Source organism: Kribbella sp. NBC_00709, from assembly GCF_036226565.1.
Taxonomy (GTDB): domain Bacteria; phylum Actinomycetota; class Actinomycetes; order Propionibacteriales; family Kribbellaceae; genus Kribbella.
Window position 1 is genome coordinate 6,189,742 of the sequence record NZ_CP108996.1, and the last position, 25,957, is coordinate 6,215,698.

Annotated in this window: 25 protein-coding genes; 14 read left to right on the forward strand and 11 right to left on the reverse strand. The window is 69.1% G+C overall.

Features of this window, described 5'->3' with window-relative positions; translation table 11 throughout:
* Window positions 1–7 precede the first annotated feature (7 nt).
* The gene (locus OHA18_RS30360) at window positions 8–418 is read left to right on the forward strand and encodes a hypothetical protein (protein WP_328998746.1); all 411 of its coding nucleotides are present in this window, start codon (window positions 8–10) and stop codon (window positions 416–418) included.
* On the opposite strand, the gene OHA18_RS30365 is transcribed toward OHA18_RS30360, so the two are convergent.
* Entirely contained in the window at window positions 415–2,208 is a 1,794-nt protein-coding gene (locus OHA18_RS30365) for a DEDD exonuclease domain-containing protein (protein WP_328998747.1), read from the reverse strand. The two genes, OHA18_RS30360 and OHA18_RS30365, sit on opposite strands and share 4 nt — an antisense overlap.
* 183 nt (window positions 2,209–2,391) lie before the next feature.
* Between OHA18_RS30365 and OHA18_RS30370 the strand changes: the two genes are divergently transcribed.
* From OHA18_RS30370 to OHA18_RS30395, 6 genes are all read left to right on the forward strand, one after another.
* Window positions 2,392–3,699 (forward strand): NYN domain-containing protein, encoded by a 1,308-nt coding sequence (locus OHA18_RS30370; protein WP_328998748.1) that lies wholly within the window; start codon window positions 2,392–2,394, stop codon window positions 3,697–3,699.
* A gap of 81 nt (window positions 3,700–3,780) precedes the next feature.
* Complete coding sequence (locus tag OHA18_RS30375; protein ID WP_328998749.1) at window positions 3,781–4,038, forward strand: hypothetical protein; 258 nt, start codon at window positions 3,781–3,783, stop codon at window positions 4,036–4,038.
* Between the two features lie 213 nt (window positions 4,039–4,251).
* Window positions 4,252–5,313 carry a C40 family peptidase gene (locus OHA18_RS30380; protein ID WP_328998750.1) on the forward strand — a complete coding sequence of 354 codons (1,062 nt, stop codon included), beginning with the start codon at window positions 4,252–4,254 and terminating at the stop codon, window positions 5,311–5,313.
* Between the two features lie 86 nt (window positions 5,314–5,399).
* The gene (locus OHA18_RS30385; RefSeq protein ID WP_328998751.1) at window positions 5,400–6,887 is read left to right on the forward strand and encodes a hypothetical protein; all 1,488 of its coding nucleotides are present in this window, start codon (window positions 5,400–5,402) and stop codon (window positions 6,885–6,887) included.
* A 37-nt stretch (window positions 6,888–6,924) separates the two neighbouring features.
* Window positions 6,925–8,124 (forward strand): M48 family metalloprotease, encoded by a 1,200-nt coding sequence (locus tag OHA18_RS30390; RefSeq protein ID WP_328998752.1) that lies wholly within the window; start codon window positions 6,925–6,927, stop codon window positions 8,122–8,124.
* The gene (locus OHA18_RS30395) at window positions 8,121–9,239 is read left to right on the forward strand and encodes a glycosyltransferase family 4 protein (RefSeq protein WP_328998753.1); all 1,119 of its coding nucleotides are present in this window, start codon (window positions 8,121–8,123) and stop codon (window positions 9,237–9,239) included. The genes OHA18_RS30390 and OHA18_RS30395 overlap by 4 nt, the downstream gene beginning before the upstream one ends.
* Here the strand turns inward: OHA18_RS30395 and OHA18_RS30400 are convergent.
* Window positions 9,236–9,649 carry a TolB family protein gene (locus OHA18_RS30400; RefSeq protein ID WP_328998754.1) on the reverse strand — a complete coding sequence of 138 codons (414 nt, stop codon included), beginning with the start codon at window positions 9,647–9,649 and terminating at the stop codon, window positions 9,236–9,238. The two genes, OHA18_RS30395 and OHA18_RS30400, sit on opposite strands and share 4 nt — an antisense overlap.
* Window positions 9,650–9,747: 98 nt before the next feature.
* Here OHA18_RS30400 and OHA18_RS30405 point away from each other — a divergent pair, with 98 nt between their 5' ends.
* On the forward strand, window positions 9,748–10,899 hold the full coding sequence (locus tag OHA18_RS30405; RefSeq protein ID WP_328998755.1) for an alanine--tRNA ligase-related protein: 1,152 nt from the start codon (window positions 9,748–9,750) through the stop codon (window positions 10,897–10,899).
* On the opposite strand, the gene OHA18_RS30410 is transcribed toward OHA18_RS30405, so the two are convergent.
* The 3 genes from OHA18_RS30410 to OHA18_RS30420 are packed head-to-tail and all read right to left on the reverse strand — an operon-like array spanning window position 10,892 to window position 13,563.
* Window positions 10,892–11,863: an EamA family transporter gene (locus OHA18_RS30410; RefSeq protein WP_328998756.1), complete on the reverse strand. Its 972-nt coding sequence runs from the start codon at window positions 11,861–11,863 to the stop codon at window positions 10,892–10,894. The two genes, OHA18_RS30405 and OHA18_RS30410, sit on opposite strands and share 8 nt — an antisense overlap.
* Window positions 11,864–11,908: 45 nt before the next feature.
* A complete protein-coding gene (locus OHA18_RS30415; RefSeq protein ID WP_328998757.1) occupies window positions 11,909–12,559 on the reverse strand; it encodes a hypothetical protein in 651 nt (216 codons plus the stop codon).
* A 26-nt stretch (window positions 12,560–12,585) separates the two neighbouring features.
* On the reverse strand, window positions 12,586–13,563 hold the full coding sequence (locus OHA18_RS30420; RefSeq protein WP_328998758.1) for a DUF5937 family protein: 978 nt from the start codon (window positions 13,561–13,563) through the stop codon (window positions 12,586–12,588).
* 67 nt (window positions 13,564–13,630) lie between these two features.
* Between OHA18_RS30420 and OHA18_RS30425 the strand changes: the two genes are divergently transcribed.
* Entirely contained in the window at window positions 13,631–14,833 is a 1,203-nt protein-coding gene (locus OHA18_RS30425; RefSeq protein ID WP_328998759.1) for an MFS transporter, read from the forward strand.
* Here the strand turns inward: OHA18_RS30425 and OHA18_RS30430 are convergent.
* Window positions 14,793–15,542 (reverse strand): SDR family NAD(P)-dependent oxidoreductase, encoded by a 750-nt coding sequence (locus OHA18_RS30430; protein WP_328998760.1) that lies wholly within the window; start codon window positions 15,540–15,542, stop codon window positions 14,793–14,795. The two genes, OHA18_RS30425 and OHA18_RS30430, sit on opposite strands and share 41 nt — an antisense overlap.
* A 70-nt stretch (window positions 15,543–15,612) precedes the next feature.
* On the opposite strand from OHA18_RS30430, the gene OHA18_RS30435 reads away from it, so the two are divergent.
* A complete protein-coding gene (locus OHA18_RS30435) occupies window positions 15,613–16,497 on the forward strand; it encodes a LysR family transcriptional regulator (protein WP_328998761.1) in 885 nt (294 codons plus the stop codon).
* Here the strand turns inward: OHA18_RS30435 and OHA18_RS30440 are convergent.
* Entirely contained in the window at window positions 16,463–17,437 is a 975-nt protein-coding gene (locus tag OHA18_RS30440; RefSeq protein WP_328998762.1) for a LacI family DNA-binding transcriptional regulator, read from the reverse strand. The two genes, OHA18_RS30435 and OHA18_RS30440, sit on opposite strands and share 35 nt — an antisense overlap.
* A gap of 10 nt (window positions 17,438–17,447) precedes the next feature.
* Window positions 17,448–19,166: a glycoside hydrolase family 36 protein gene (locus tag OHA18_RS30445; protein WP_328998763.1), complete on the reverse strand. Its 1,719-nt coding sequence runs from the start codon at window positions 19,164–19,166 to the stop codon at window positions 17,448–17,450.
* A 101-nt stretch (window positions 19,167–19,267) separates the two neighbouring features.
* Here OHA18_RS30445 and OHA18_RS30450 point away from each other — a divergent pair, with 101 nt between their 5' ends.
* Genes OHA18_RS30450 through OHA18_RS30465 form a run of 4 tightly spaced genes read left to right on the forward strand, consistent with a single transcriptional unit; the run spans window position 19,268 to window position 23,626 of the window.
* Window positions 19,268–20,485, forward strand: a complete 1,218-nt coding sequence (locus OHA18_RS30450) for a hypothetical protein (RefSeq protein WP_328998764.1) — start codon at window positions 19,268–19,270, stop codon at window positions 20,483–20,485.
* Window positions 20,482–21,720, forward strand: coding sequence for an extracellular solute-binding protein (locus tag OHA18_RS30455; protein ID WP_328998765.1), 1,239 nt, complete (start codon window positions 20,482–20,484; stop codon window positions 21,718–21,720). The genes OHA18_RS30450 and OHA18_RS30455 overlap by 4 nt, the downstream gene beginning before the upstream one ends.
* Window positions 21,717–22,757, forward strand: coding sequence for a carbohydrate ABC transporter permease (locus OHA18_RS30460; protein ID WP_328998766.1), 1,041 nt, complete (start codon window positions 21,717–21,719; stop codon window positions 22,755–22,757). Before OHA18_RS30455 ends, OHA18_RS30460 begins: the two co-directional genes overlap by 4 nt.
* Window positions 22,754–23,626: a carbohydrate ABC transporter permease gene (locus OHA18_RS30465; protein WP_328998767.1), complete on the forward strand. Its 873-nt coding sequence runs from the start codon at window positions 22,754–22,756 to the stop codon at window positions 23,624–23,626. Before OHA18_RS30460 ends, OHA18_RS30465 begins: the two co-directional genes overlap by 4 nt.
* Here OHA18_RS30465 and OHA18_RS30470 read toward each other — a convergent pair.
* The 3 genes from OHA18_RS30470 to OHA18_RS30480 are packed head-to-tail and all read right to left on the reverse strand — an operon-like array spanning window position 23,610 to window position 25,931.
* Window positions 23,610–24,008 carry an STAS domain-containing protein gene (locus tag OHA18_RS30470; RefSeq protein WP_328998768.1) on the reverse strand — a complete coding sequence of 133 codons (399 nt, stop codon included), beginning with the start codon at window positions 24,006–24,008 and terminating at the stop codon, window positions 23,610–23,612. The two genes, OHA18_RS30465 and OHA18_RS30470, sit on opposite strands and share 17 nt — an antisense overlap.
* Before the next feature lie 56 nt (window positions 24,009–24,064).
* Window positions 24,065–24,709, reverse strand: a complete 645-nt coding sequence (locus OHA18_RS30475) for a response regulator transcription factor (protein WP_328998769.1) — start codon at window positions 24,707–24,709, stop codon at window positions 24,065–24,067.
* Window positions 24,702–25,931, reverse strand: coding sequence for a sensor histidine kinase (locus OHA18_RS30480; RefSeq protein ID WP_328998770.1), 1,230 nt, complete (start codon window positions 25,929–25,931; stop codon window positions 24,702–24,704). The genes OHA18_RS30475 and OHA18_RS30480 overlap by 8 nt, the downstream gene beginning before the upstream one ends.
* Window positions 25,932–25,957: the final 26 nt, after the last annotated feature.

Genomic DNA, 25,957 nt, shown 5'->3' on the forward strand with positions numbered 1-25,957 from the left:
CGTACCCATGAACAGCAAAGACCTCGCAACCCGCTATGTCGCAGTCTGGAACGAGTCCGACGCCGACGCCCGCCGGAAGGCGATCGAGGAGCTGTGGGCCGAGGACGGCGTACACCTGCTCGAGCCGCCCGAGGAGATCGGCAGGCGCGCGACCGAGATCGGCGTCACCGCCACCCTCGAAGCACGCGGCCACGCGGAGCTGGTCCGTCGGGTCACCCGCGCGTACGACGAGTTCGTCGCGCCCGGTCAGTACGAGTTCGTGCCGCACGGTGAGCCGGCCGCGCTCCGCGATCTGGTGAAGTTGCGCTGGGCGATGGTCCCGGCCGGCGGGGGAGAGGCGCTTGCCATCGGCATCGATCTCCTGCTGCTCGGCGCCGACGGCCGGATCGTCACCGACTACCAGTTCGTCGAGGTCTAACCGACCCGGGCCGGCCCCAGCGGGCGCAGGTGGCGGCGGCGCTCGGTGGGGTGGTGGTGGGCGTCGGAGTGCGAGTTGTCGAGCCGGGTGAGGTGGCGGCCGGCGCCGCTGACCGGGCAGGTCCAGGTGCCGTCCATCTCGACCAGGCGGACGCCGGGGAGCTCGAGCCAGCGCAGGACCAGCTCGATCTCCTCCGGCGACGCCGCCGCAACCGGGCCGATGCCCGGCAGCACGGTCTCGGCGGACGCCCTCAGCATCTCCAGATGCGGCCGGGGGTCCGTGCCGCGCGGCGTGAACCCGGCCGCCGCGAGCCGGCCGCGCCGGATCACATGCAGCTCCCAGCCGCCGTCCTCGGTCCGCCGGGCAGCGCAGATCTCCGCGCACCCGGTCACCGACGCCATCCGCTGCATCCGCGCCGAGCTCCGCACGAACGCGCTCAGCCGATCCCGGTGGACGGCGGCGTCCTCGAACCGCTCGTCCGCCGACAGCACGTCGATCCGGCGGTCGAGCGCGTCGACCACGGGCGTCGGATCCACGGTCAGCGCCGTCCGCAGCGCCGCCACGAAATCGCCGTACGAGTCCATCGAGATCCGGCCGTCGCACGGCGCGACGCAGCGACCCATCTCGGCCAGCACGCACGGCGACAGCTGCGGGTGCTTCGACATCCGCGCGGTGCACTGCCGGATCGGGAACGCCTCGTGCAGCGCCGCCATCGCCCGCTCGGCCGTCTTCCGCGAGCTGAACGGCCCGAGGTACCCGGCGTCGTCGTCACGCACCTGTTTGACCAGCGACAACCGCGGAAACGGCTCGACCGTGACCTTCAGCCAGTGCTGCCGCTCGGGGAACTTCGAGCGGCGGTTGTACCGCGGCTTGTGCTCCGCGATCAGCCGCAGCTCCCGGACCTCGGCCTCCAGCGGTGTGCCGCACTCGATACCGCGGACGCCGGTCGCGATCCCGACCATCTCGCCGATCCGGTTGCGGGTCTCGGAGGCGGTGAAGTACGACCGGACGCGGGTGCGCAGGTCCTTGGACTTCCCGACATACAGCACCTCGCCGCGGTCGTCGGTGAACAGGTACACACCTGGTGCGTGCGGCAACGACTCGGCCAGGTGGCGCTTGGCCCGGACGGCCGGCGCGACGCGGGACGAGTACGTCTGCAGGTCCTCCAACGTTTGCACGCCCAATGACCCGACCCGCTCGAACAGCCCGTGCAGCACGTCGACCGTCGCCCGCGCGTCGGACAGGGCCCGGTGGTTGGGGGTCGTGGTCGTGCGGAACAGCTTGGCCAGCGTGCCGAGTTTGCAGTTCGGCGCTTCGTCCGGGGTGATCACGCGCCGGGCCAGCAGCGCGGTGTCGACGACGGGGAAGTCGGGCCAGTCGTACCCGTGCACGAGGCTCTCGTGCTTCAGGAAGCCCATGTCGAACGGCGCGTTGTGCGCGACCATCACGCACCCGTGGGCGAACTCGAGGAACGCGGGCAGCACCGACTCGATCCGCGGTGACGAGGCAACCATCAGGTTGGTGATGCCGGTCAGCACGGCGATGAACGGCGGGATCGTCTCCGATGGGTTGACCAACGTCTGGAACTCGCCGATCACCTCGCCGGCCTTCACCTTCACCGCGCCGATCTCGGTGATGCCGCCCTCGCCGGGCGGATTGCCGGTGGTCTCCAGGTCGACCACGCAGAACGTGATGTCGCGCAGCGGCGTCCCCAGGTCGTCGAAGCTGTGCTGGACGCCGCGGATCGGCAACATCGAATCCGCGGTGTCTGCACGCCCTGGGCTGCTCATGCCCACGACGCTAAGAGCCGCCACCGACAATTCCGCAGGTGACACGCCTGCAAGTCGACTAGGCTCTCTGTATGCGTACACAGGCGATCACCGTGAAGCAGGGCCGCGCGCCCGTTCACTGTGGTCTGCGTCACTGGTCAAGCAACAGCTGCCAGGTCGTCGTTCCGGCCGGACTGCGGACCGGTGACTGAGGCCGGCACCGCCGCGAGCTCCGCCGCTACGACTTTGCCTGAACCGGTCCGGCAACGCGTCCTGACCCTCGCCGCACATGCACTCGGCCAGCTCCCCGCAACCGACATCCCCGCGCCGCTGCGCCGGTTCGCCAGCTTCGCGCCGGCGAAACGGGCGAAGCTGTCCGCGTCGGTGCTCGGTCCGATCCTGGAGACCGACGACCACTTCCGCCGGCTGACGGCCTTCGAGGTACGGCGGGCGCACCCGGAGCTGGGCGACGCCGTGGCCGAAGGTGTCGCGGTCCCGGCCGCGGACCCGGTCGAGGTCGCCGCACTCGCGTACCTGCTCCGCCCGGACGACTGGGAGCAGCACATCGCCGCGGCGGCCCAGGTCCCGGTGGAGAACCCGCGCGCCGACGACGAAGCTGTGCACCGGCTCGCCGATCAGCTCGACCAGGCCCGCACCGAGACCCGGCAGGTCCGCGAACGCCTTCGTGAACAGGTCAACGAGCTCAAGGCCGAGAACGTCACGCTGCGCCGCAAGCTCAACGAGGCCCGCCAGCGCATCACCGGTCTGCAGACCGATCTCGAGCAACGCACCAAAGAGGCCGAGACCGCCGACGAACGCGTCGACGCCGCACGCGCCGAAGTTGAGCGGGACCTACGCAAGCTGCGCACCCGCATCACCGAGCTGGAAGCGATCGAGCACGCTGCCCGCCGTACTGCGGGACAGGAGCGGGAGCTCGCGTCGACGCGTACCCGGCTCCTGCTCGACACGTTGCTGGAGGCAGCGAGTGGACTGCGTCGCGAGCTCGCGCTGCCGCCCGGGGGAGAGCTCCGTCCTGCGGACACAGTGGCCGGCTCGGAGCCTGAAGCGGCTCCGATCGGGCGTACGGCGCCTGAGGACGACCCGGCGCTGTTCGACGAACTGCTGGCGTTGCCGCAGGTGCACCTGATCATCGACGGCTACAACGTCACGAAGACCGCGTGGCCGAACTCACCGCTGCACTCGCAACGTCAGCGACTCGTCACTGCATTGGGTGCGTTGGTGGCACAGCGCCGGATCGAGATCACGGTGGTCTTCGACGGCGCCGAGTTGTCGGGACCGGTGCAACTGAATCCGCCGCGCGGCGTGCGGGTGCGGTTCAGCCCGGCCGGGGTGATCGCCGACGACGTGATCCGGCAACTGGTCCGCGCCGAGCCGCCGGGCCGCCCGGTGGTCGTCGTTTCCACCGACCGCGAAGTTGCCGACAGCATCATCAAACTCGGCGCCCGCGCACTCTCAGCGACCAGCCTGATTTCACGCATAGCTCGCACCTGACGACGAAAACTGTCGGCGGGCTTCTCTAGCGTCCTTCTCAGCCGGATGCAAGTCCGGGTGCTTCCCCACTTGGAGGATGTTGTGCTGATCGACTGCGACGCCTGTGTGATGAAGGGTCCGGGCTGTCAGGACTGCGTGGTTACGGTGGTGCTCGGATTCGCTGCCGAGCGGGCCGGGAGCCTGCGCATCGACGACGACGAGCTGGCCGCGCTCGACGCGCTCGCCGACTCGGGCCTGGTGCCACCGTTACGCCTTGTGCACGCCGTCAGCAGTGTCGAGCCCGATGCTGCTGCCGAAAACCCTGCCGGTGAAGGCGAAACGATCGTTGGGTCGGGTTGAGCCTTCGTTAATTTTCGATCAAACCCGAGGGGCGAATTGCACTGGTCACGAAACGGTCACTACTGTTACGTCTCGTTGCCTCAGGGTGTCGGCCGCTCCGGCCGACCGGGCAGCGGCAAGCCGAGGGAGTGATCCGGCGGATCCGCGGACTTTCGTCCGCGATGGGCCTGGTCAACGGGGACGGCGCGAGCAGAGGAAGGGACCGACCGGGCTGTGTCCATCGGACGCATCAACCGCACCAAGGGAATCGCCCTCGCCGCCATCACCAGCACGGCCGTCGCTGCGGGAGTGATCCTGATCCAGGGAGCGGCCAGCGCCGACCCCGCGCCCACCCTGGCGGAGGCGAAGAAGCAGGTCGCCGAGCTGCAGCACCAGGCCGAAGTGTCCGGTGAGTCGGCGAACGACCTGCGCGGGCAGATCAGCGCCTCGGCCGTTCGGGTCAAGGCCCTGCAGGCCGGCATCGCCAAGCAGCAGACGCAGGTCGACGGTGTGAAGCGGCAGATCGGGTCCCTCGCGGTCGCCGGATACCAGACCTCCGGCATCTCCACGACGGCGCAGTTGCTGCTGTCGACCAACCCGGACCAGTTCCTCAGCCAGGCGTCCACCGCCCAGGCCTTCGCCGGCCAGCAGAACTCGGCGCTCCGTCGCTACCAGGTCGCGCAGGGCAAGCTCACCGACCTGCAGGCCAGCGAGCAGAGCGAGCTGGCCGCGCTGCAGGCCGTGCAGGCCAAGCAGGACGCGTTCAAGAAGCAGCTCCAGACCAACCTGGACGCCGCCCAGAAGGTGCTCGACAAGCTCAGCGACGCCGATCGCAAGCGGATCGAGGAAGAGAACGCCAAGGAGGCGGAGAAGGCGCGCAACGAGCGCCCGACTCGCGACGGCGACCGGGAGTCCGACGACAAGGACCTGCCGAACGTCCCGGCCAGCGGCCGCGCGGCGATCGCGGTGAACGCCGCGCTGTCCCAGCTCGGCGACCCGTACGTGTGGGGCGCCGACGGACCCAGCTCCTACGACTGCTCCGGCCTGATGATGTACGCCTGGGGCAAGGCCGGTGTCTCGCTGTCGCACTCGTCGAAGGCGCAGACCGGCGAGGGCCGCCACGTCAGCAAGTCCGACCTGATGCCGGGCGACCTGATCTTCTACTACTCCCCGGTGAGCCACGTCGCGATGTACCTCGGCAACGGCCGGATCGTGCACGCCCCCCGTCCGGGGAAGAGCGTCGAGATCGCCCCGATGGACGAGATGCCGTTCAACTCCGCGGTCCGCCCGGGCTGACCTGCGACCTTGACATACTCTGCGGCTCCGGGGGATCCCTCCCCCGGAGCCGCATCATTTGATGCCGTAATGTCGGAGGAGGCCGGGTGTCCCGCCTGACTGGGGCAGGTGAGCAGCGAAGGACCGAGGTGATCGACGATCAGGGCGATACGGTGCCGCTGCCAGTGATCCCGTCAGCCGGTGACCCACGGGAGCCGGACGACCACCGTCCGGGGCCGTTCGCCCGGGTGGCCGACGGGAACAGGCCGCCGTTCACCCCGATCCTGAAGAAGGTCGCTCTCGGCGTCGCTGTCTGCCTGGTCGCCGGCGCCGGGTACGCCGGACTCCGGCAGGTCGCCAACGCACCGGCCGACCCCAACGGTTCGCCCGCGCACTCGCATCCGGCCACCGCGACGACGCCGGACCAGGCCGAGGCCGGCGTGCAGCGGGCCGTCGCCGGCGAGGCCGTCCTGCAGAAGATGACCGACGCGGTCGACAACGACAACCGCAGCGAGTTCCTGGACACCATCGATCCGAAGGCCGCGGACTTCCGGACCAGCGCGCGGACGATCTTCTCCAACCTGAGCACGCTTCCGATCAGCACGTTCCAGTTGCGCTACGTGAGCGACGACGCCGGTGCACTGACCCCGGACCGGCAGGCCCAGCTCGGCGGGACGCAGTCCTGGCTGGCCCAGGTCGAGGTCTCGTGGCAGCTGACCGGGTACGACGTGAAACCGGCCCGCGAGACCCTGCCGGTGACGTTCGTCACCCGCGACGGGACGACGTACGCCGCCTCGTTCTCGGAGCGGTTCGCATCCGGGCAGCGGCGGCCGGTGTGGGCGCTCGGCCCGGTCGAGGTGGCCAAGGGCAAGCACAGTCTGGTGATCAGCCTCGATTCGGAGGCGGAAGCGAAGAGCTACGTCGCCGTTGCCGACAAGGCGGTCGAGTCGGTGACCAAGGTCTGGGGCAAGACCTGGCGGCAGAAGGTGATCGTCTACCTGCCCGCCAAACAGGCCCAGATGGAGGGCATCCTCGGCGCCCAGCCGAACACGTACACCCAGATCGCCGCGGTGACGTTCGCCGAGCTGGACACGCCGGCCGTCGGTGCGCCGGTGCGGATCGTGGCCAACCCGAAGCTGTTCGAGGAGCTCGGCAAGCAGGGGCGGCGGATCGTCCTGACCCACGAGACCACCCACGTCGCGTCGACCGCGACTGCTTCGCCGGTCCCGTTGTGGCTCGCGGAGGGGTTCGCGGACTACGTCGCGTTCACCGCCGTGCCAGTGCAGGACGAGTCGGCGGCGAAGGAGCTGTTCAAGGCGGTCCGGGCCGGGAAGGTGCCGACCACGCTGCCGACGCCGGAGGCGTTCGCGGCATCGGCGACCGAGTTGCCGCAGGCCTACGAGTCGGCGTGGCTCGCCTGCCGGTTGATCGCCGAGCGTGAGGGACAGGACAAGCTGGTGAAGTTCTACCGGGCTGTGCACACGTCGAAGAGCGCGACAGGGCTCGCGGACGCCTTCAAGTCGGTGCTGGGGATGACCGAGGCCGAGTTCGTCGCCGAGTGGCAGAAGTACCTCGAGAGGCTCGCCGGTGCCTAAGCCGGCCGCTCGGTCGACGCCTTGGATCGCAGGCGGGGTGCTCGCCCTCGCACTGGTCTTCACGATCGCGGTCACCACTCCGTGGCACCTGATCGACCTGCCGAAACCCGACGCCACGCTGGACTTCACGACGGCCGAGATCGCGCGTCAGAACGCGTTCCGCCACGAGATCCTGCCGTGGTCGACGGCGTCCTGGATCATCTCGATCGTGGTTCCGCTCGCGATCGGCTTCAGCCCCCTCGGCCGGCGGCTGTACGACGGTCTGCGGGTCCGGCCGTGGATCATCGCCGTCCCGTTCACGGTCGCCGGCGTCGTCCTGATCACGAGTCTGCTCACCGTCCCCACCGACGTACTCGCGGAGCGGATCAGCCTGAAGTACGGCCTGTCGGTGCGGAACTGGCGGCTGTGGGTCTGGGACCGCGGCATCAACTGGGCCCTCACCTCGCTCGGTCTCGCGGTGATCGCCGTCGTCCTGGTAGCGCTGGCGAAACGCTGGCGGCAGGGCTGGTGGTTGCCAGGGGCAATTATTGCGGCGCTGCTGGTGCTGGGCGTGTCGTTCGCCTACCCGGTGCTGGTCGAGCCGCGGTTCAACCACTTCACCTCGATGCCGGCCGGTGCCCAGCGCAACGAGTTCCTGGCGCTCGCGAAACAGGACGGCGTACCGGTGCAGGATGTGCTGGTGGCAGACGCGTCGAAGCGGACGACCGCTTTGAACGCGTACGTCTCCGGCTTCGGCTCGACCCGGCGGCTGGTCGTGTACGACACGCTCCTCAAGGACACCCCGCCGGCCCAGGTCCGGCTGGTGGTCGCGCACGAGCTCGGTCACGCCGCCGAGGACGACGTACTGCACGGCACGCTGATCGGGGTCCTCGGTACGGCGTTCGGGATCACGTTGCTGTACTTGTTGCTCGGGGCCCGGATGGCCGACCCGCGGCGGGCCGCGCTCCTGGTCGCGATGGTCGCCGCCGGGACGACCCTGGCGAGCCCGGTGCAGAATCTGGTCAGCCGGAAGATCGAGGCCCGCGCCGACTACCACTCGCTCCGGCTGACGAACGATCCGCAGGACTTCGTCGCCATGCAGCACGACCTCGCCGTGCAGAACATCTCCGGCCTCGACCCGAGCGCCTGGCGGTACTGGATGTTCGCCGACCACCCGACCCCACCGGAGCGGATCGCGATGGGCCGCGCCTGGGCGAGCCAGAACGGCAGCACGGTCCCGCCGCTGGCCAAGCGATGACGGTGCTGGTCGTCACCAACGACTTCCCGCCGCGCCAGGGCGGGATCGAAACCTTCGTGCGGTCGTTGTGCGACGAGCTTCCGGACGTCGTCGTCTACACCTCCCGCGAACCGGGCGACACGGCGTACGACGCGACGCTGCCGTTCCCGGTGATCCGCGACCGTACGTCGATGTTGTTGCCAACGGCCCGTACTACGAAGCGCGCTGCCGGGCTGCTCGGCGAGTACGACGCGGACCGCGTGCTGTTCGGCGCGGCGGCGCCGCTCGGGCTGATGGGACCCGCGCTGCGTCAGGCCGGCGCGCGGCGGATCGTGGCGATGACCCACGGGCATGAGACCTGGTGGGCCGGCGTACCGGGTGCTCGGCAGGCGCTGCGGCGGATCGGGGACGCCGCGGATGTGGTCACCACGGTGTCGGGGTGGTGCGAAGAGCACATCAAGCCCGCCCTCTCACCGGCGGCCGCTCAACGGGTACGACGGTTGACGCCAGGAGTCGACACGCACCGGTTCGCCCCGGACTGTGGCGGAAAGCAGGTCCGCAAAGGGCTTGGGCTGGAAGGCGTTCCGGTGGTCGTCTGTATCTCGCGGTTGATACGCCGCAAGGGGCAGGACACGTTGATCCGGGCGTGGTCGCACATTCAGGAGTCGGTGCCGGGCGCCAGGTTGCTGCTGGTCGGCGGCGGTCCGGACCGGGAGTACCTCGAGGGGCTGGCCGCGACGTCCGGGGTGGCGGGCTCGGTCGTGTTCACCGGGCCGGTTCCATGGGCCGACATCCCGCCGTACCTGGATGCCGGTGACGTGTTCGCGATGCCGTGCCGGACCCGGCGGTTCGGGCTTGAACCGGAGGCGCTCGGGATCGTCACGCTGGAAGCGTCGGCGACGGGCAAGCCGGTGGTGGTTGGCGACTCGGGTGGTGCCGGCGACACGGTCCGGCACGGCGAAACGGGCTATCTGGTCGACCCGTACAACCCGGTGCCGACCGGCGTGCGGATCGCCGAGCTGCTCACCGAGCCGGCCCGCGCCCGGGCGATGGGCGCGGCCGGTCGGGAGTGGGTACGGCGCGATTGGTCGTGGGCCCGCAGCGGCGACGTACTGCGAGAACTCCTCGAGGTCTAGGAACCCCAGTCCGCCAGCGGTTCGAAGGCCGGCGTGTTCGTGATCCGCTGCAGGTCGGTTCCGTCCGTGTGGGCGGTGTAGATGTCCTCCTGCTGGTCGATCGACAGCGACATCACGATTCTGGTCCCGGCCGGCGACCATCCGGGCGCGAAGGCGTGGTGGGCCTTGCCGCCGGCGTCGAGGGTGATTGGGGTCAGCCTGCCATCGCGGAGCCGGATCAGGGACAGCCCTCCTTCCGCGGTCGCGAACAGGATGGTGCGGTCCTGATGTTCCTGCGCGCGGCCGACGGGTGAGAGAACGCGCTGGACAGCCGGGCCCGTGATTCGTGTACCCTGGCCGACATGCACCGGATGTTCCGACTTGCCGCAGCCGTACGAGCTCTCAGCTCTCCGGCTGCCGCTGCCTGACATCTTCGAAACTTCCACCGGCGACCGGAAACGGTTCGCCGGTGTTGTTGTTTCCGAGCCCGGTGGTCTGCTTTCCGGTCCGATCCAGACAAGGACCAGAAATGACCATCAGCAGGACTTTCATCGACTTCTTCATCGACCGCGGCCACGTCCCGACCACCGGGTCCACGCTCATCCCGCGGCTGGGTGATCCGGTGCTCTTCACGACCTCGGGGATGCATCCACTCACGCCGTACCTGGAAGGCGAACCTCATCCGCTGGGGCGCAGACTCGTGGGCATCCAGCGATGCCTGCGAACCACCGATCTCGACGAGGTGGGGGATCCGACCCACCTGACCGTGTTCGAGATGCTGGGCTCGTGGTCGCTCGGGGACTACGGGAGCAGCGAGACCCTGCAGTGGGGCTACGAGCTGCTGACCACCCGCTTCGGCCTCGACCCGCAGCAGATGTACGTGACCGTGTTCGGAGGTGACGAGCAGGTGCCGCTGGACCAGGAGTCGTTGCAGACGTGGCAGGAGCTCGGCCTGCCGATCGAGCTGACCACCGACGACAACTGGTGGTCGAACGGCCCGACCGGTCCGTGCGGCCCGGACTCGGAGATCTTCGTCTGGACCGGCGACGGCGATCCGGAGGGTACGCCGACCACCGACGACCGCTGGGTCGAGGTGTGGAACCACGTGATGATGCGCTACCGCCGGCTCGACGACGGCTCGCTGGAGCCGCTCAAGCAGCAGAACATCGACACCGGTCTCGGCCTCGAGCGGCTCACCATGCTGCTCGAAGGCAAGCGTTCGGTGTACGAGACCTCGCTGTTCGAGCCGTGGATGCGGACGATCCCGAAGCTGTGGAAGCTGGACGAGCGGTCGCGGCGGATCGTGATCGACCACCTGCGGTCCAGCATCGTGATCGTCGGCGACGGCGTGCACCCGTCGAACACCGGCCGCGGGTACGTGCTGCGCCGGCTGATCCGCCGGATGCTGACCACGCTCTGGCGCGACGACGACTCACGCTCGCTGTCCGAGGTGCCGATCGAACTGTTCGAGCACACGCTGAACCATTTCCATCAGGGCGAGACGGTCACGCTGATCCGGCGGATCCTGATCGACGAGGAGATCCGGTTCAGCAACCTGCTCGACCGCGGCCGGAAGGTGCTCAGCCACGAGCGCTTCCACAAGTCGCTCGACGACACCGACTACGAGTACCTGCACGACACCCACGGCCTGCCGCGGGAGTTGGTGGACTCGCTCAGATGACCGGATCCAGTACGTCGGTGCGGGGAGTATCGGAATCCGGGATCTCCGGCGACGCGACCTTCCCGACCGACGACTGGGCCACGAAGGCGCCGACGAGCACGATCACGCCGCCGATGATCTGGTTGGTCCGCAACGTCTCGCCGAGCAGGATCAACGCGAAGATGCACGCCGCCACGACCTCGACGTACGCGACCGCGCCGGCGATCGCGGCCGACAGCCGCTGCACCGCGGCCGCGCCGGCCAGATAGGCGACGACCGTGCTGACCAGGATCAGCCAGGCGGCCATCACCCAACCGGGTGCATGCCGGTGGCCGATCGCGATCGTGTCGACCAGCACGTGCCACGGCGTACCCCAGGGCGCGGCGACGAGGGTGAGCACGACGGCGCCGACCACGCTGCCCGCCGCGGTCATCACCAGCGGATCCGCGGCGCCGGTCAGCTTGTCGATCAGGATGAAGTACGTCGCCTGGCACGCGGCCGCACCGAGTCCGGCGAGCAGGCCGATCGGGTCGATCTGCAACCCGGTCCAGATCTCGGCCACCGTCGCGAGGCCCACGACCGCGATGCTGACGCCGATCGCGGCCGATCGCGGTACTGCGACCTTCTGCCCGAACTTCAGCCAGGCGACCACCAGGATCGGGCCGGAGAACTCGAGCATCAGCGCGACGCCGACCGGCAGCCGGCTCGCCGCGATGAAGAACAGTGTCTGGCAGCCGGCGATCCCGGTCAGGCCGTAGAGCACCAGCGCCTTCCAGGAGGCCCGCGCGGCGCGGAGACCGGCGCGACCGCGGAAGGCCAGCACGAGCGGGACGAGCACGACGGCGGCGCCGAGGATCCGCAGCCAGGCGGCCTGCTGCGGCGTAAAACCGGCGCCGATCAGCGCCTTCGCGAACGGTCCTGACCCGCCGAACGTGATCGCGGAGAAGATCGCGAACCCCAACCCCACCGACTTCGTGCTGTACATGGGCATAACGGTCTCATGCTCATTACAGAACTGTCGAGGGAGATCTCAGAGGACGTTCACCGCGCGGGCGGCGATGATCGCGATGGTGAGTAAGGCGATCGCCGACTGGACGGCCATCAGCATCTTGGTCCGCGCGGTCAGCGGCAGGGTGTCGGTCGGGCTGAACGCGGTCGCGTTGGTGAACGACACGTACAGGTAGTCGGTGAACCCGGGTAGCCACTTCTTCCAGCCGTCCAGGTCGACGGTCATCTGCGGGAACAGCAGGTCGGCCCGCTCGGCCTCGCGTTCGTGCTCGGGGGCGCGGGCGAACGGTCCGCCGCGGTCGATCTCCCAGTACCAGAGGCCGAACGCGACCACGTTCGTCACCCAGATCAGCAGGGCGCTCTTCACCAGCACCTTGCCCTCGTTCGCGTCGCCGTTGTTGAGGAAGAAGATCATCCCGGCCAGGTAGTACGCGTTCACCGCGACCAGGACGGCGAGCAGCACGAGCTCGACCCAGCGCAGCCAGGGTTCGTCGCGGCGGAGATGGAACGGGTTCATGTAGATCAGCGGCACCAGCAGGAGCAGACCGAGCGCGGGCATCAGCCAGCGCGGGAGGGCGTTGATCTGCGGCGGCACCAGCAGTTGCAGGATGAGGACCGCGACCACAGCCAGTGAGGCCGGCCACCTCCGGGTGTGCCGCGTTTTCGTCTCCATCACAGCATTCTGACGCCGATCGGTGCTCATCCGACGGAGGCGTCGACGACGGCCTGTCCTACCTCGGTACGCCGGTAGTGGACCTGGTGGCCGGTACGCCGACGTGTCGCGAGACCGGCGTCGTACAGCGCGGAGAGGTGCTCGGCGACTGTGGCCAGGGCGAGACCGTACTGGGTTGCGAGTGCGCTGGTGGTGGCCGGCGGGTCGAGAGCGATGAGCAGGGTGGCGCGCGTACGGCCGAGGAGGCGGGCCAGCGGGTCCGGGGGAGCGGGCGCGTCGGACCAGAGGCGGGCGGCGCCGCGGGCCGGGTAGACGAGCGTCGGGTGGTACGCCGGGTCCGCGACGATGACGAGGTACGGCCAGGCGAAGACTCCAGGCACGAGGAGGAGGCCCTGCCCGGTCAGGTCGCGGTCATCGGCGGCTTGCCGGGTGGCGACCAGGCGGTCGTCTTCCCAGGCCAGGGTCGGGTGCAGGTCGTCGAAGAGGCCGGCGAGGCCACCGTCGGTGAGTTGCCGACCGCGATAGGCGATGTCGTCCTCGAGCACGCGGCTGATCAGCGGCCAGTCCGGCTTGATCAAGGTCTCCCAGGCGCTCTCGATCGCATCCGCGAGCCGTTCGCGGGCGCCGGCCAGGTCCTCGAGCATCCGGTTGATCGCCGGTGCGGCCGGGTTGTTCCGCGAGTCCCGGGACCGGATCAGCTCGCTCCGGACCCGGTCGAGCGGCGTGCTCCGGACACGGGCGATCTCGGTCGCGAACTTCGCCCGCGATGCCTTGGGCGGCGGGGTCAGGAAGTCAGGGGTGAAGCCGACCCGCGGTTGCAGTGCCTTCAACTCGCGAAGATCCAGCGAGCTCGCCGGGTCGCGCGTGGCCTCGATCCAGTCGCCGTACAGCGGCCGGTGCTTCGACCCGTTCAGCACCCGCACCGCCGACATCGTCTCCCACAACGGCGACGAACCGAACCGGCAGCGCACGGTGTCGGCCTGCGTGAACCTCAGAACGGTCATCAGCGAGAACTTTCGGCCACAACCAAAACTCTACTCCGGCCGGCCGGCCGTCGTGCAAGCTCTCCGCGTGAGGTCCTACGGAGCCGTCCTGAGCGTTCCCGGCATGCGCGCGGTGTTCTGCGCGCATGCCGTTTCCATGCTGGGGACGGTCGGTGCGCAAGTTGCCCTGTCGATCCTGGTCTTCGAGCGGACCGGGTCGCCGTTGTTGTCGGCGCTCGTGCTGGCCTGCTCGTTCCTGCCGTACGCCGTGGGCGGCGTGCTGTTCTCCTCGGTCGCGGACCGATTCCCGGTACGACGGGTGCTGGTGGGCTGTGATCTGGTCAGCGCGGCGTGCATCGGGTTGATGCTGACGCCGGGGATGCCGGTCGGCGGCCTGCTCGGGCTGCTGGTGGTGACCGGGATGGTGGCGCCGGTCTTCGCCGGAGCGCGGGCGTCCAGTCTCGCGCACCTGTTGCCGGCCGACCTGTTCCCGATCGGGAGGTCGTTGCTGCGGGCAATCAGTCAGGTCAGTGTGCTGGCCGGGTTCGCGGTCGGCGGGATCGCGGTAGCGATGGTCGGATCCAACTGGCTGCTCGCGCTCGACGCGATCACGTTCGTCGCGTCGGCGGTGCTGATCGGCGTCGGTACGCCGTACGCTCCGCCGGGTGCGCGGACGAGCAATCCGGTCCGGGACTCGTGGAGTGGCCTGCAGTACCTGTTCGCGGACCGCAAGCTCCGCACCCTGATCCTGCTGACCTGGGCGGCGCCCGCGTTCTCGTCCGTCCCGGACGGACTGGCCGTTGCCTATACCGCTCAAGTCGGCGTCGCCGCTGCGTTTGCCAGTGCGCTGTTCACTGGTTACGCGGTCGGCTCCGTTCTCGGCGAGCTCGTCGTCGCGCGGTTTCCCCCTTCCACGCGGCGACGGCTCGTCGTTCCGTTCCTGCTCACCAGTCAGCTGCCCGCGATCGCGTTCCTGACCGAGCCGGCCATCCCGGTCGCGGCCGTTCTGCTCGCGATCTCCGGCGCCGGATACGCGTTCAACCAGGGCATCGACCCGCTGATCCTGCAGTCCGTCGAGCCGTCGTACCGCGGCCGCCTGTTCACCGTCCAGACCAGCGGCCTGATGGCGATCCAGGGCGTCAGCATCGCCCTGGCCGGCGTCGTCGGCTCCTTCCTGGCCCCCAACCTCACCATCGCCGCCGCCGGCATCCTCGGTACGACAACCACCCTCCTGATCGCCCGTCAGGCCCTCACCACGCAGCCACGTCGGCCAGCGAGCCCGGTCCTCTGAAGACTCCGGTCGGGCCGTCTGCGGGGAGTGTTGCCAGTGCGACCGGGACGGCTGCTCCGTCGGCGACGGTGCGTTCGCCGCGCGGTACCGCGGCTTGCGTGTTGAGGTCGGTCGGGACGAGGCCGGGGGTTGCGGCGTTCACCTTGATGCCGTCCGCGCGCAGGGCGCTGGCGTAGACCAGAGTGAGGGCGTTCAGCGCCGCCTTCGACGAGCTGTACGCGAGCAGGCCCTGCGTGGCGAGTCGGCCGTCGAGTTCGGAGAGGAGGTTGACCGATCCCAGGCCGCTCGACATGTTCACGATCCGCGCGTTCGGCGAGCGCCGCAGCAGCGGTACGAACGCATGGATCGCGGAGACCACGCCGAACACGTTCACGTCGTACGCCGTCCGTACCTGCTCGGCTGTGATGTCGGCGACCGACGTACCCCACTCGGCCACGATGCCGGCGTTGTTGACCAGCACGTCCAGCCGGCCGGAGTCCGCCTCGACCTGCTTCGCGGCCGCGCCGACCGACTCCACGTCGGTCACGTCGAGCTGCACGAACCGTACGTCGAGCCCCTCGGCCGCCAGCTCCGCCGCTGCGGTGGTGCCCAGCCCGGGGTTGCGGGCCGCCAGATACACCGTGAGTCCACGCCGGCCGAGTTGCCGGACGATCTCGCGGCCGATGCCTTTGTTTCCGCCCGTCACCAGGGCGACTTCGTTCTGATTCATGCTCCCAGTTCAGCGCGGACCCACCCCCGCGGACCAACACCGATCAGGTGGTCCGCCATACCCTGGAGGTATGCCGGAACCGGAGATCCGCGAACTGCGCTATTTCCGCGCGGTCGCCGAGGACCTGAACATCACCCGCGCCGCCGAGCGTCTCGGGATCGCGCAGCCGCCGCTGTCGCGCGCGATGCGCCAGCTCGAGCACCGCCTCGGCGTCGACCTGTTCGACCGCTCGGGGACGCGTCTCGGGCTGACGTCGGCGGGGGAGACCTTGCTCAAGGAGTCCGGGCCGGTCCTGGACGCGCTCGACTCGGCGGTACGGCGGACGCAGCGGGCCGGCGCGACCGCCGGGGGACTGGTCGTGACCGCCAAGCCTGGTGTGGCGACCGAGTTGCTGCACCGGATCGTGGCTGAGCTGCGAGGTGAGATGCCGGGTGTGCAGGTGGTGGTGAGTGGGTTCGGGGAGCAGGCGGACCTGGTCCGGGACGGGCGGGCGGATGTCGCGCTGGTCAGTCGGCCGTTCGATGACCCTGGGCTGGAGATGGAGGAGTTGTACACCGAGCCCCGGGTGGCCGCGCTCCCCGCCGGCCACGAGCTTGCCGGGCGCGACGTGCTGAGGGCCGATGATCTCGCCGGGATCCCGGCGCCGCGGTGGAGCCGGGCCAATGTTGCCGAGCGCAACTACTGGTCGGCGCGGCCGGACGATCCGGTGGACGGGCCGATCGTGCAGGACTCGTCGCAGCTGCTCGAGGTGATCGCGTTCGGGCAGGCGGTCGCACTCGTTCCGCAGTCGATGGCCGAGCGCAACATCCGGCCGGACGTCGTCTATCGACCGGTGGCCGATGCCGAGGTGTACCGGATGTTCGTGGTGTGGCCGGCCGGCAGCCGTTCGAAGGAGCTCGCGTGGTTCGTCGAGGCGGCGATCAGGCACTCGAGCGGACGACCAGCGGCGCGGTGACGAGCCGTCCGGGCGCGTCGGGCTCGCCGCTGATCTCCTGGAGCGCACGGTCGAACAAGGAGGAGGCGATGTCCCGCAACGGGATCCGGGCCGTCGTCAGCGGGGTGTCGAGCATGCTCGCGAACGGGAAGTCGTTGAACCCGGTCACTGCGACGTCCTCGCCGACCGCGATCCCACGCCGCTGCAGCGACCGCATCGCCACGACCGCGAACGCGTCGTTGTCCGCGACGAAGACGTCCGGCGGCTCGCTCTCCTCGACGTACGCCGCTACCGCTTCGAGCGATCCGAACGAGCGCACCACCGTCGACGGATACTCCCGGACGAACCCGGCCTGCCGCTGGTGTACCCAGGGCAGCGAAGTGTCAGTCGCCAGGTACACCGCCCGATCCCGGCCGGTCGACCGCAGATGCTTGGCGATCCCGGCCATCGACGTCTCGTTGTCGACGTCGACCCAGCATTGGCGATGGTCGGAACCGGTCCGCCCGAACGCGACGAACGGGAAGCCCCGCTGACTGAGGAACTCGATCCGCTCGTCGTGCGGCATGGTTTCCAGGACGACGATCGCATCCACCTGGCGGGCCGCGATCAGCTTCTCGTAGAGCGCGATCTCGGTCGCGTTCTCAGCCGGCGTGGCCACGTGCACGCCGTACCCGGACAACGCCGCCGCCTTCACCAAGCCGCCGAGCAACCCGTGCAGGAATCCGCCGAGACCGGGGTTCTCCTCGTCCTCGAAGTACAGCGGTAGTCCGATCACCTGACTGCGTCCGGACGACAAGGCGCGGGCCGCGTGGTTCGGGATGTACCCGAGCTCGTCGATCGCGGCACGCACCGTCCGGACGGTCGGCGCACTGACCCGGTGCGGTGCGTTCAGCACGTTCGACACCGTCATCGCCGACACCCCGGCCAGCTTGGCCACATCGGCAACGGTTGTTCGCTTCAATCGATCCCCCTTAGTTACGCACGATCCGGGCCACCCCGCCGACCGGTACGTCGACCGCCCACAGCCCCGCCGGTGTCACCGTGCTCCGAGAAACTTCGACGCCGGCGCAGTCCGACACTACGAGCTCCACCGGCCCACCATCAGCCCCTTCGACGTAGATCCTGCCGTCCGCGCCGCCGTTCACAACCAGCGTGCACGAGTCCGATACCCGCACAACGGGGTTGGCGAACACCGCGACGATGGTCTCGGACGCACCGACCGCACGCACCTGCGTGTACCGCGCATCGGCGCGAGACGGCAGCAGTACGCCGCGCAACAGCACGTCGGCGTACTCGCGCATGAACCCGAGCCAGTGGCGGACGACCTGCTCGTGCTCCGGCGACAGCGCGTCGAGCTCCATCGACACCTGCGGCGTACTGAACAAGGCTCCGATGAACTGGTGCGCAACGTTCTCCGCGGACGCCGACGGGTGCCACAGCAGCATGTCGGAGTGCACCGCGCGATCACCGGCCAGCAGCCGGCAGTCGACCGTACGGACGCGGTTCTCCACCGGGTCGAGCGCGCAGTCGCCGGCCCGCAGGAACGTGCCGAACTGCCACAGCCGCGGGTTCACGTAGTCCTGCCGGAACTCGATCAGTACGTCGGCCCGCAGCCGGCGCAGCTCGTCCGTGACCGCCTGCAGGAACTTCTCCACACCTTCGTCGACCGAATCGCAATCGCCACCCGGCGCCGGCGGCACATCGTCCCGCGCCCACGAATCGATGAAGTCGAGCTTGAGGCCGTCGACACCCCAGTCGCGCACCGGCCGGATGCAGCACTCGAGGAGGTGCTCGCGGACCTCGGGATAGCGCGGATCCAGCACCGCGGTGACCTCGCCATCGGCGAACCCGAGGGTGCGGTCCTTCAACCGGTCCCAGGCCTTCGAGTGCACCCCGATCAACGGCGGCGCGAGCCACAGCACGTACCGCTGGCCGAGCTCGTGCACGCGCCGTACATGCTCGGCCATGTCGGGGAACGTCTGGCTGGTCGGCTCCCAGTCGCCGCAGTACGCGTACCCGCGCCGGGTGTCGTCCGTCTGCCAGCCGTCGTCGACGATCACCGCGGTGCAGCCGTACGCCGCTCCCGCGCGGGCATGCCGCTCGATGGACTCGGAGGACACGTGCTGGTGGTCGCTGTACCAGGTCGAGTACATCGCGGTCCGCGCGATGTCGGGCACCGGGGCGATCCGGTCACCCAGCTCGGCCGTCCACTCGGCAGTCACCGCTCGCAGTGCATCCGCGAAGTGCTGGGTCCGGGTGTCGATCCGCAAAGTGAAGGACCCGCCCTCGACGTCGGTCACGGTGAGTTCGACGAGCTGCTCGGCTGTCTCCTCGTTCACACCCACCGCGAAGTCGCAGCCGCGAACGTTCGACGACAGGGACACCGTGACGATGGCCCGGTCCTGTGCATCCACGAGGGTCGCGACCGGCGCGGAGCGGACCGAGCGGATGTCGCGGTGCGAGCCCCAGTCGGTCGGCAGGTTCCGCCGGGAGTCCTGCGTCGGCCGCCACAGCGTCACGGCATCCTCGGCCGGCCACGTCCACCGCAACGTCACCGCATCACCAGCAGTCACGTCGTAGGACTGCAGCCCGGGTGTCCCGAGCGGTCGCGGCGTGATCGCGCCCGGTCCGGTGAGGGTGCCGGTCCGGGTGGTGCGGCCGTCGGGAGAGCGGATCTCGAAAGTCGTCACGACCTGGACTATAGCGGTAAAACACGGGCCCCAGAAGGTATTGACGAAATTGCCTTACGTCTCTAGTTTTAGCGCTAATATCCCCTTTGTGAGGAGTTGCTGTGCTGACCCTGACGTCCAGCAGCGCCTACGTCGACGAGGCCTTCACCTGGGCCCGGAAGCGCGCTCTCGCCTGGGTGCAGACGGGAGCCGGCAACCTGCCGTCGTACTGGGCCGGCTACCCGTCCCGGGAGATGTTCTACTCCCGCGACGTCTGCCACCAGGCCGCCGGTGCGCACCTGCTCGGCCTGGACGCGGAGAACTTCGCGATGTTCCGGCACTTCGCCCGGTCGGCCACGCCGGCCCGGAAGTGGTTCCCGATCTGGGCCTTCCACTTCGACGGCCGCATCGCCGCCCTCGACTACCACGACGACGAGCACTTCGTCCGGGAGATCCCCGCGGTGTTCGACCTGACCTATCGGGCGCTGGAGCAGTACGACTGGACCGGTGACCGCCGCTGGATCGACGACCCTGACCTGGCGGCGTACTACCGGCACAGCGTCGGTGAGTTCGTCGAGGCACACGATGCCGACGGCGACGGCATCCCCGAGGCCGGCGGGACCGCGGACATCTTCCTCGGCACCGCCACCTACAACGAGCGCGAGGCGCCCCTGTTCGTCGCCGGTGACGGCCTCGCGACGCAGTACGGCGTACTCCGCAAGCTCGGCCGGCACGCCGAGGCCGACCGGATCCAGTCGACGTACGACGGGTGGTGGAACGGGGATCACTTCGCCCGCGGCATCACCAAGGACGGACTGGACTTCGACTGGGGACTGGAGTCGCACACGCTGGTCCCGTTGTTCGGGCTGAGCGGGACGGGGGAGCGCAACGAGCGGTTCCTCGACTACCTCGAGGCCCAGATGGAGGCTCATCCGCCGCTCAACATCGAGTCGTTCAGCTACTGGCCCGAGTTCCTGTTCAAGCACGGCCGGGACGAGTCCGCCTGGCGCTGGACCAAGCACCTGATCGACAGCCGCGACGACTACCCGGAGATCTCGTTCACCGTCGTCGAGCACCTGGTCGCCGGGCTGCTCGGCCTCCGACCGGATGCGCCGAACGCGACCCTGACCGTCGAATCACACCTGCCCGCCGAACTCGACGCACTCACCGCCGACCACCTCCCGGTCGGCGACTGGGACCTACGCGTCAGCCAGGAAGGCCGGCACACGACCGAAGTCACCGTGCACAGCGGACCGGGTCCGCTCACCGTGACCGTCGGCACCGAGACCCACTCCCTCGAACCGGGTCAATCCGCCCGGGTGACCAAGGACCGCTCATGAAGAAACTCCTGCCCACCGCGATCGCCCTCCTGCTGGCCGCCGGCTGCGCGACCGGCAACGCCCCCGCCTCGAACAAGGACACCGGCACCGCCGAGATCAGCTTCTCGTTCTGGGGCACGAACTCCGAAGCCGCGTCGCTGAAGGCGATCGCGGCCGCCTTCGAGGAGGCGAACCCGGGCACCAAGGTGACCACCAACTGGATCCAGGCCGACTACGAGCAGAAGCTGCAGACCTCGATCGCGGCCGGCGCCCAGTCGACGGTGATGGAGATCAGCAACACCAGCCTGGCCGGGTTCACGCCCAGCTTCGCCGAGCAGACCGTTGACCCGGGCAAGTACGTGCAGCCGAACATCGCCGCGGCGATGCAGTACCAGGACAAGTACTTCGCGATGCCGTTCGCCGCCAAGCCCAAGGTGATGGCGATCAACACCGACGCCTTCAAGGCCGCCGGCGTACCGTTGCCCAGCGCAACGACACCGCTGACGCTCGACGAGTTCAAGGCGACCGCAGCCAAGCTGTCGCACGGCGACGGCAAGGCACGCGTGTACGGCTCCAGCAATCTCTGGTATCGGGGCTGGCTGACCGCGGCGGGCGGCAGCTACTACAACGACGGCGCGACCGAGTGCACCTTCGGCGACGGGACCGGCGTACAGACCGCGCAGTACGTCGTCGACATGCAGAAGAACCGCTACGCGCCGACCTCGACCGACATCCAGGGGCAGGACCAGGCGCAGTGGTTCGCGGCCGGGCGGCTCGGGACGTTCAGCGACTTCGGGCCGTGGACGGTCGCCGACTTCGCCAAGATCAGCAAGCCGAACTGGACCCTGGTCCCGGTGCCCGGCAAGGGGTTCCCGATGGAGGTCGACGGCCTCGGGATCGCGAAGAACGCGAGCGGCAAGCAGCTCGAGACGGCCAAGAAGTTCGTCGAGTTCGCCAGTACGCAGCAGGTCGCTCAGGACCAGCTGATCCAGGGCAACACGGCGCTCGGCGTACCGATCATCGCGGCGTCGACGGCGACGCTGGAGAAGGTGCTGCCGGCCGAGCGCAACCTGGCCGCGTTCACCACCGCGCTGAAGTCGGGCATCGTCGGGGTCTCGGTCGCGAAGGAGGCGCAGATCTCCGGCGACGCCGAGAAGGGGATGACCAGTTACACCGCGCTCGGCACCGGTAAGGACGACGTCGCGAAGATCCTGCCGCAGCTCGCGGAGAAGTGCACGCAGGCGCTGAAGAAGTGAATCCCACCATCGGCTGGATCCGTGACCTTGCGGCGTCCTGGGGTGTGCCCACCGCCCTCGTGCCACTGGTCCCGTTCCTGCTCCTCCTGATCGTCCTGTACGCCGTCATCGGACTGGCGGCATACGGGGCGCGGCGGAAGTGGCCGCGGGCCGACAAGACGATCGCGTTCTGGCTGTTCGTCTCGCCGTGGCTGATCGGGTTCTGCCTGTTCACGCTCGGGCCGATGGCGTCGTCGATCTACGTCAGCCTGACGTCGTGGGACCTGATCACTCCGCCGCAGTTCGTCGGCCTCGCGAACTACACCGAGGCGTTCCAGGATCCCCAGGTCGCTCAGGCATTGAAGGTCACGCTGCTGTACGCCGTGATCAGCGTGCCGCTGCAAACCGTGCTGGCGTTCCTGGTGGCGCTGCTGCTGAACACGGATCTGCCAGGGATGCGGTTCTTCCGGACCGTCTGGTACCTGCCTTCGCTCGTCTCGGGTGTCGCCCAGATGGTGCTGTTCCTGTGGGTGTTCAACCCGCAGTACGGGCTGGCGAACGACGTACTCGCGCACTTCGGCATCCAGGGACCGGGATGGTTCAACGACTCGGCGTGGGCGCTGCCGACGGTGATCCTGATGAGCCTGTGGACGGTCGGCGGCGCGATGGTGATCTACCTGGCCGGGCTGAAGGACGTGCCGTCGAACCTGTACGAGGCGGCGGCGCTGGACGGCGCCGGCCCAGTGCGGCAGTTCTGGCACGTGACGCTGCCGCAGTTGTCGCCGATCATCCTGTTCAACGCGCTGACCGGCATCATCGGCTCGCTGCAGATCTTCACCCAGGGCTTCATCGCGAACGGCGGCCCGAAGGACTCGCTGCTGTTCTTCGTCTACTACCTGTACGACAACGCGTTCCAGAACTTCCGGATGGGGTACGCGTCCGCGCTGGCCTGGATCCTGTTCGTGGTGATCCTCGCCCTGACCGCGGTCACCCTGCGCGGGAGCGCGTTCGCCGTGTACTACGAAACCGAACTCGGCCGGAAGCGGAGGCGTCGATGACCGCACTCGCAGAACCCTTGGTCGTGCGGGCGGACCGGCCGTTCTGGCGCCGCAACGTCACGCTCACCGTCGTCCTGTACGTCGTGCTCGCACTCGGGTCGCTGGTGTTCGTCTACCCGTTCCTCTGGATGATCGCGACCTCGCTGCGCTCCTTGGCGGGGGCCGGCAACTCGGGCGCGAGCGTCGTACCGCACGAGTTCCTGTGGGACAACTACACCCGCGCGGTGACGTCGTTCCCGTTCTGGCGGTACGCGCTGAACTCGGTACTCACCACGCTGATCCCGATCGTCGGGACGGTGTTCTCCTGCTCGCTGGCCGGGTTCGCGTTCGCGCGGCTGCGGGTGCGGTTCGCCGGGGTGCTGTTCGCCGTCGTACTGGCGACCATGCTGCTGCCGGGGGAGGTGACGATGGTGCCGCAGTTCATGCTGTTCAACAACTTCGGCATGGTCGACACGCTGTACCCGCTGATCCTGCCGGCGTTCTTCGGGTCGCCGTTCTACATCTTCCTGTTCCGGCAGTTCTTCGCCCGGATGCCGTCCGAGCTGGCCGACGCCGCGGTCGTCGACGGGTGCGGCTGGTTCAAGACGTTCTGGCTGGTGTACCTGCCGCTGGCCCGGCCGGCGGTGGTCGCGGTCTCGATCCTGTTGTTCATGGGGTACTGGAACAACTTCCTCGGCCCGGCGATCTACATCAACTCCGACCAGTGGAAGACCCTGCCGCTCGCGCTGGCCGGCTTCCAGTCGGTCAACGGCACCGACACACCGTTGCTGATGGCAACGTCCGTGCTGATCACCCTCCCGTGCCTGCTGATCTTCTTCGTAGCCCAGAAACAGATCACCAACGGCATCACGTTCAGCGGGGGGAAATGATGCTGGGGCGGTAGGCGGGGAGGGCGTCGGCCAGGGCTGTGTAGTGGTCGAGTGGGCGGCTGGCTCGGGTGGCCCGGATCAGGTCGGCGAGCCATTGGGCGGCGCCGGAGGCGCGCAACCAGCCGCCGTGCTCGACGGCCAGGTCGTGGGCGTCGGCCAGCACGTCGAGACCGGCTGCCTCCATCGAGGTGACCCGGCGCAGGTCGACCACGAGCCGCGGGAGTTTGGTGGTGATCACATGCCGGAGTTCGCCCGCGAGCGTGGGCATGGTGCCGACATCGATCGGGCCGGCGACGCGGACGACGGCGCAGTCACCGACCGCGCTCCAACTGCAGACGAAGGCTCCACCGGCGACTTTCGGCGGGCGAGCAGATTTGACCACCCGGGGTCCAGGAGATGGCTTCATGTCATGACCTGTACCCGCCGCTAATCCTGGAATCAGTCCCGGCCGAGGATGCCCTGCTCGTACCCCTTGGCCACCGCGGCCGCGCGATCGGTGACGCCGAGCTTGGTGAAGACGTGGCTGAGATGGGTCTTCACCGTGGCTTCGCTGATGAACAGCTCCCGGGCGATGTCGCGGTTCGGCGTACCCTTCGCGACGAGCTCCAGGACCTGCCGTTCGCGCGCGGCGAGCGGGCTCGGCGCCGGCGTACGGACGGCTGTGACCAGCCGTGAGGCGACGGCGGGGGACAGCACCGTGCGACCCTCGGCGGCCTGGCGAACGGCGTTGAACAGGTCGTCCTGCGGCGCGTCCTTGAGCAGGTAACCGGTCGCGCCGGCCTCGATCGCGGGCAGCGTGTCCGTGTCGGTGTCCCAGGTGGTGAGGACGAGCACCTTGGACCGGATGCCGCGACGGGTCAGCTCGGTGATGGCGTCCAGTCCGCCACCGCCGGGCATCCGCAGGTCCATCAGGATCACGTCCGGGTCGAGGTCCGCGGCCAGCTCGACCGCCTCCACGCCGTTCGACGCTTCGCCGAGCACGGTGAAGCCCGGCTCGGACTCGAACATGCCGCGCAGGCCGTTGCGGACCACCGGGTGGTCGTCGACGAGAATCAGCGAGATCCCGGCTGTGTTGTCAGGCATGGGGCACCAACGGTACGCGAGCCGACACCGCCGTACCGAACCCTGGTTCGGCCTCCACCGTCAGGGATCCGGCGATGCGTTCGGCGCGGGCCCGCATGCCGTCGAGGCCGAAGCCGCCGGTGCGGGTCCGGGCCGGTAGGGACAGCGGGTCGAAGCCCTTGCCGTCGTCGCGAACGTCCAATGTGACCTCACTGTCCATGAAGCTGAGCGTGACGCCGACGCGGGTCGCGGCCGCGTGCTTGGCCGCGTTCGCCAGCGCCTCCTGGGTGATGCGCAGGATCGTCGCCGAGATCTCGCCGTGCAGGTGCTGCGGCGTACCGGTCACGGTGAACTCCGCGCGTACGTCGCTCCGCTCGGCCCACTGGTCGACGGTCTTGCGCAAGGCCTCGGGCAGGCCGTCGTTCGACAGGCCGACCGGGGCGAGGTTGTGGACCGAGCGCCGTGCCTCGCCCAGGCTGTGCCGGGCCAGGTCGGTCGCAAGGCTCACGTGGTCCTTGACGGACGCCGGGTCGGAGGTGTTCGCGACGACCTGGAGCTGGGCGATGATGCCGGTCAGCCCCTGCGCGATGGTGTCGTGGATCTCCGCGGCCAGCCGGCGGCGTTCGTCGGCGATACCGGCCTCCCGGGCCTGGACCAGAAGCTGCGCCTGCAACGCGGCGTTCTCATCGTGCGCCTGCTGGAGCTCGAGGATGGTGTCGGCCCGGTCGCGGGACCGCTGCTCCTCCTGCTCGGCGAAGTGGGTGACGAGCGTCAGCATCACGTTGTTGGCCAGCAGGAGTACGGCGAACACGATCCAGCGCATCCCGCCGTCCACCGGGATGCCGGCGGTCTGCGACCCGGCCACGGGGACCGAGCAGGCGAACAGCGCGACCCGGCGCCGGCGACGGCCGGGGATCAGCTCCTCGACGTCGAAGTACCCGGCCACGGCGAAGAAGGCGAAGAACGGGTTGACCAGCGTGAGCCCGAAGCCGAGCGCGTACCGGACGGCGTAGTACGTGGCCGAGAGACGGCTCGGGCCGCGCTCGGTGCGGTCGCCCCACAGCAGCTGCAGCACGACCGCCGCAACGACCCCGGCCGCGGCCAGCACCTGCCTGGTCGCGGTCGGGGTGATGAGCTGCGAGGTCGCCGCCGAGAGCGCGGTACCGATCGCGAGCAGGCCGTACGGCATCCACCGGCGGAAGGCCTTCTTCCGCCGGTCGATCTGCGCCTCGGCTGTGGTCACGGCACTATTTTGCCTTGTCCGGATCA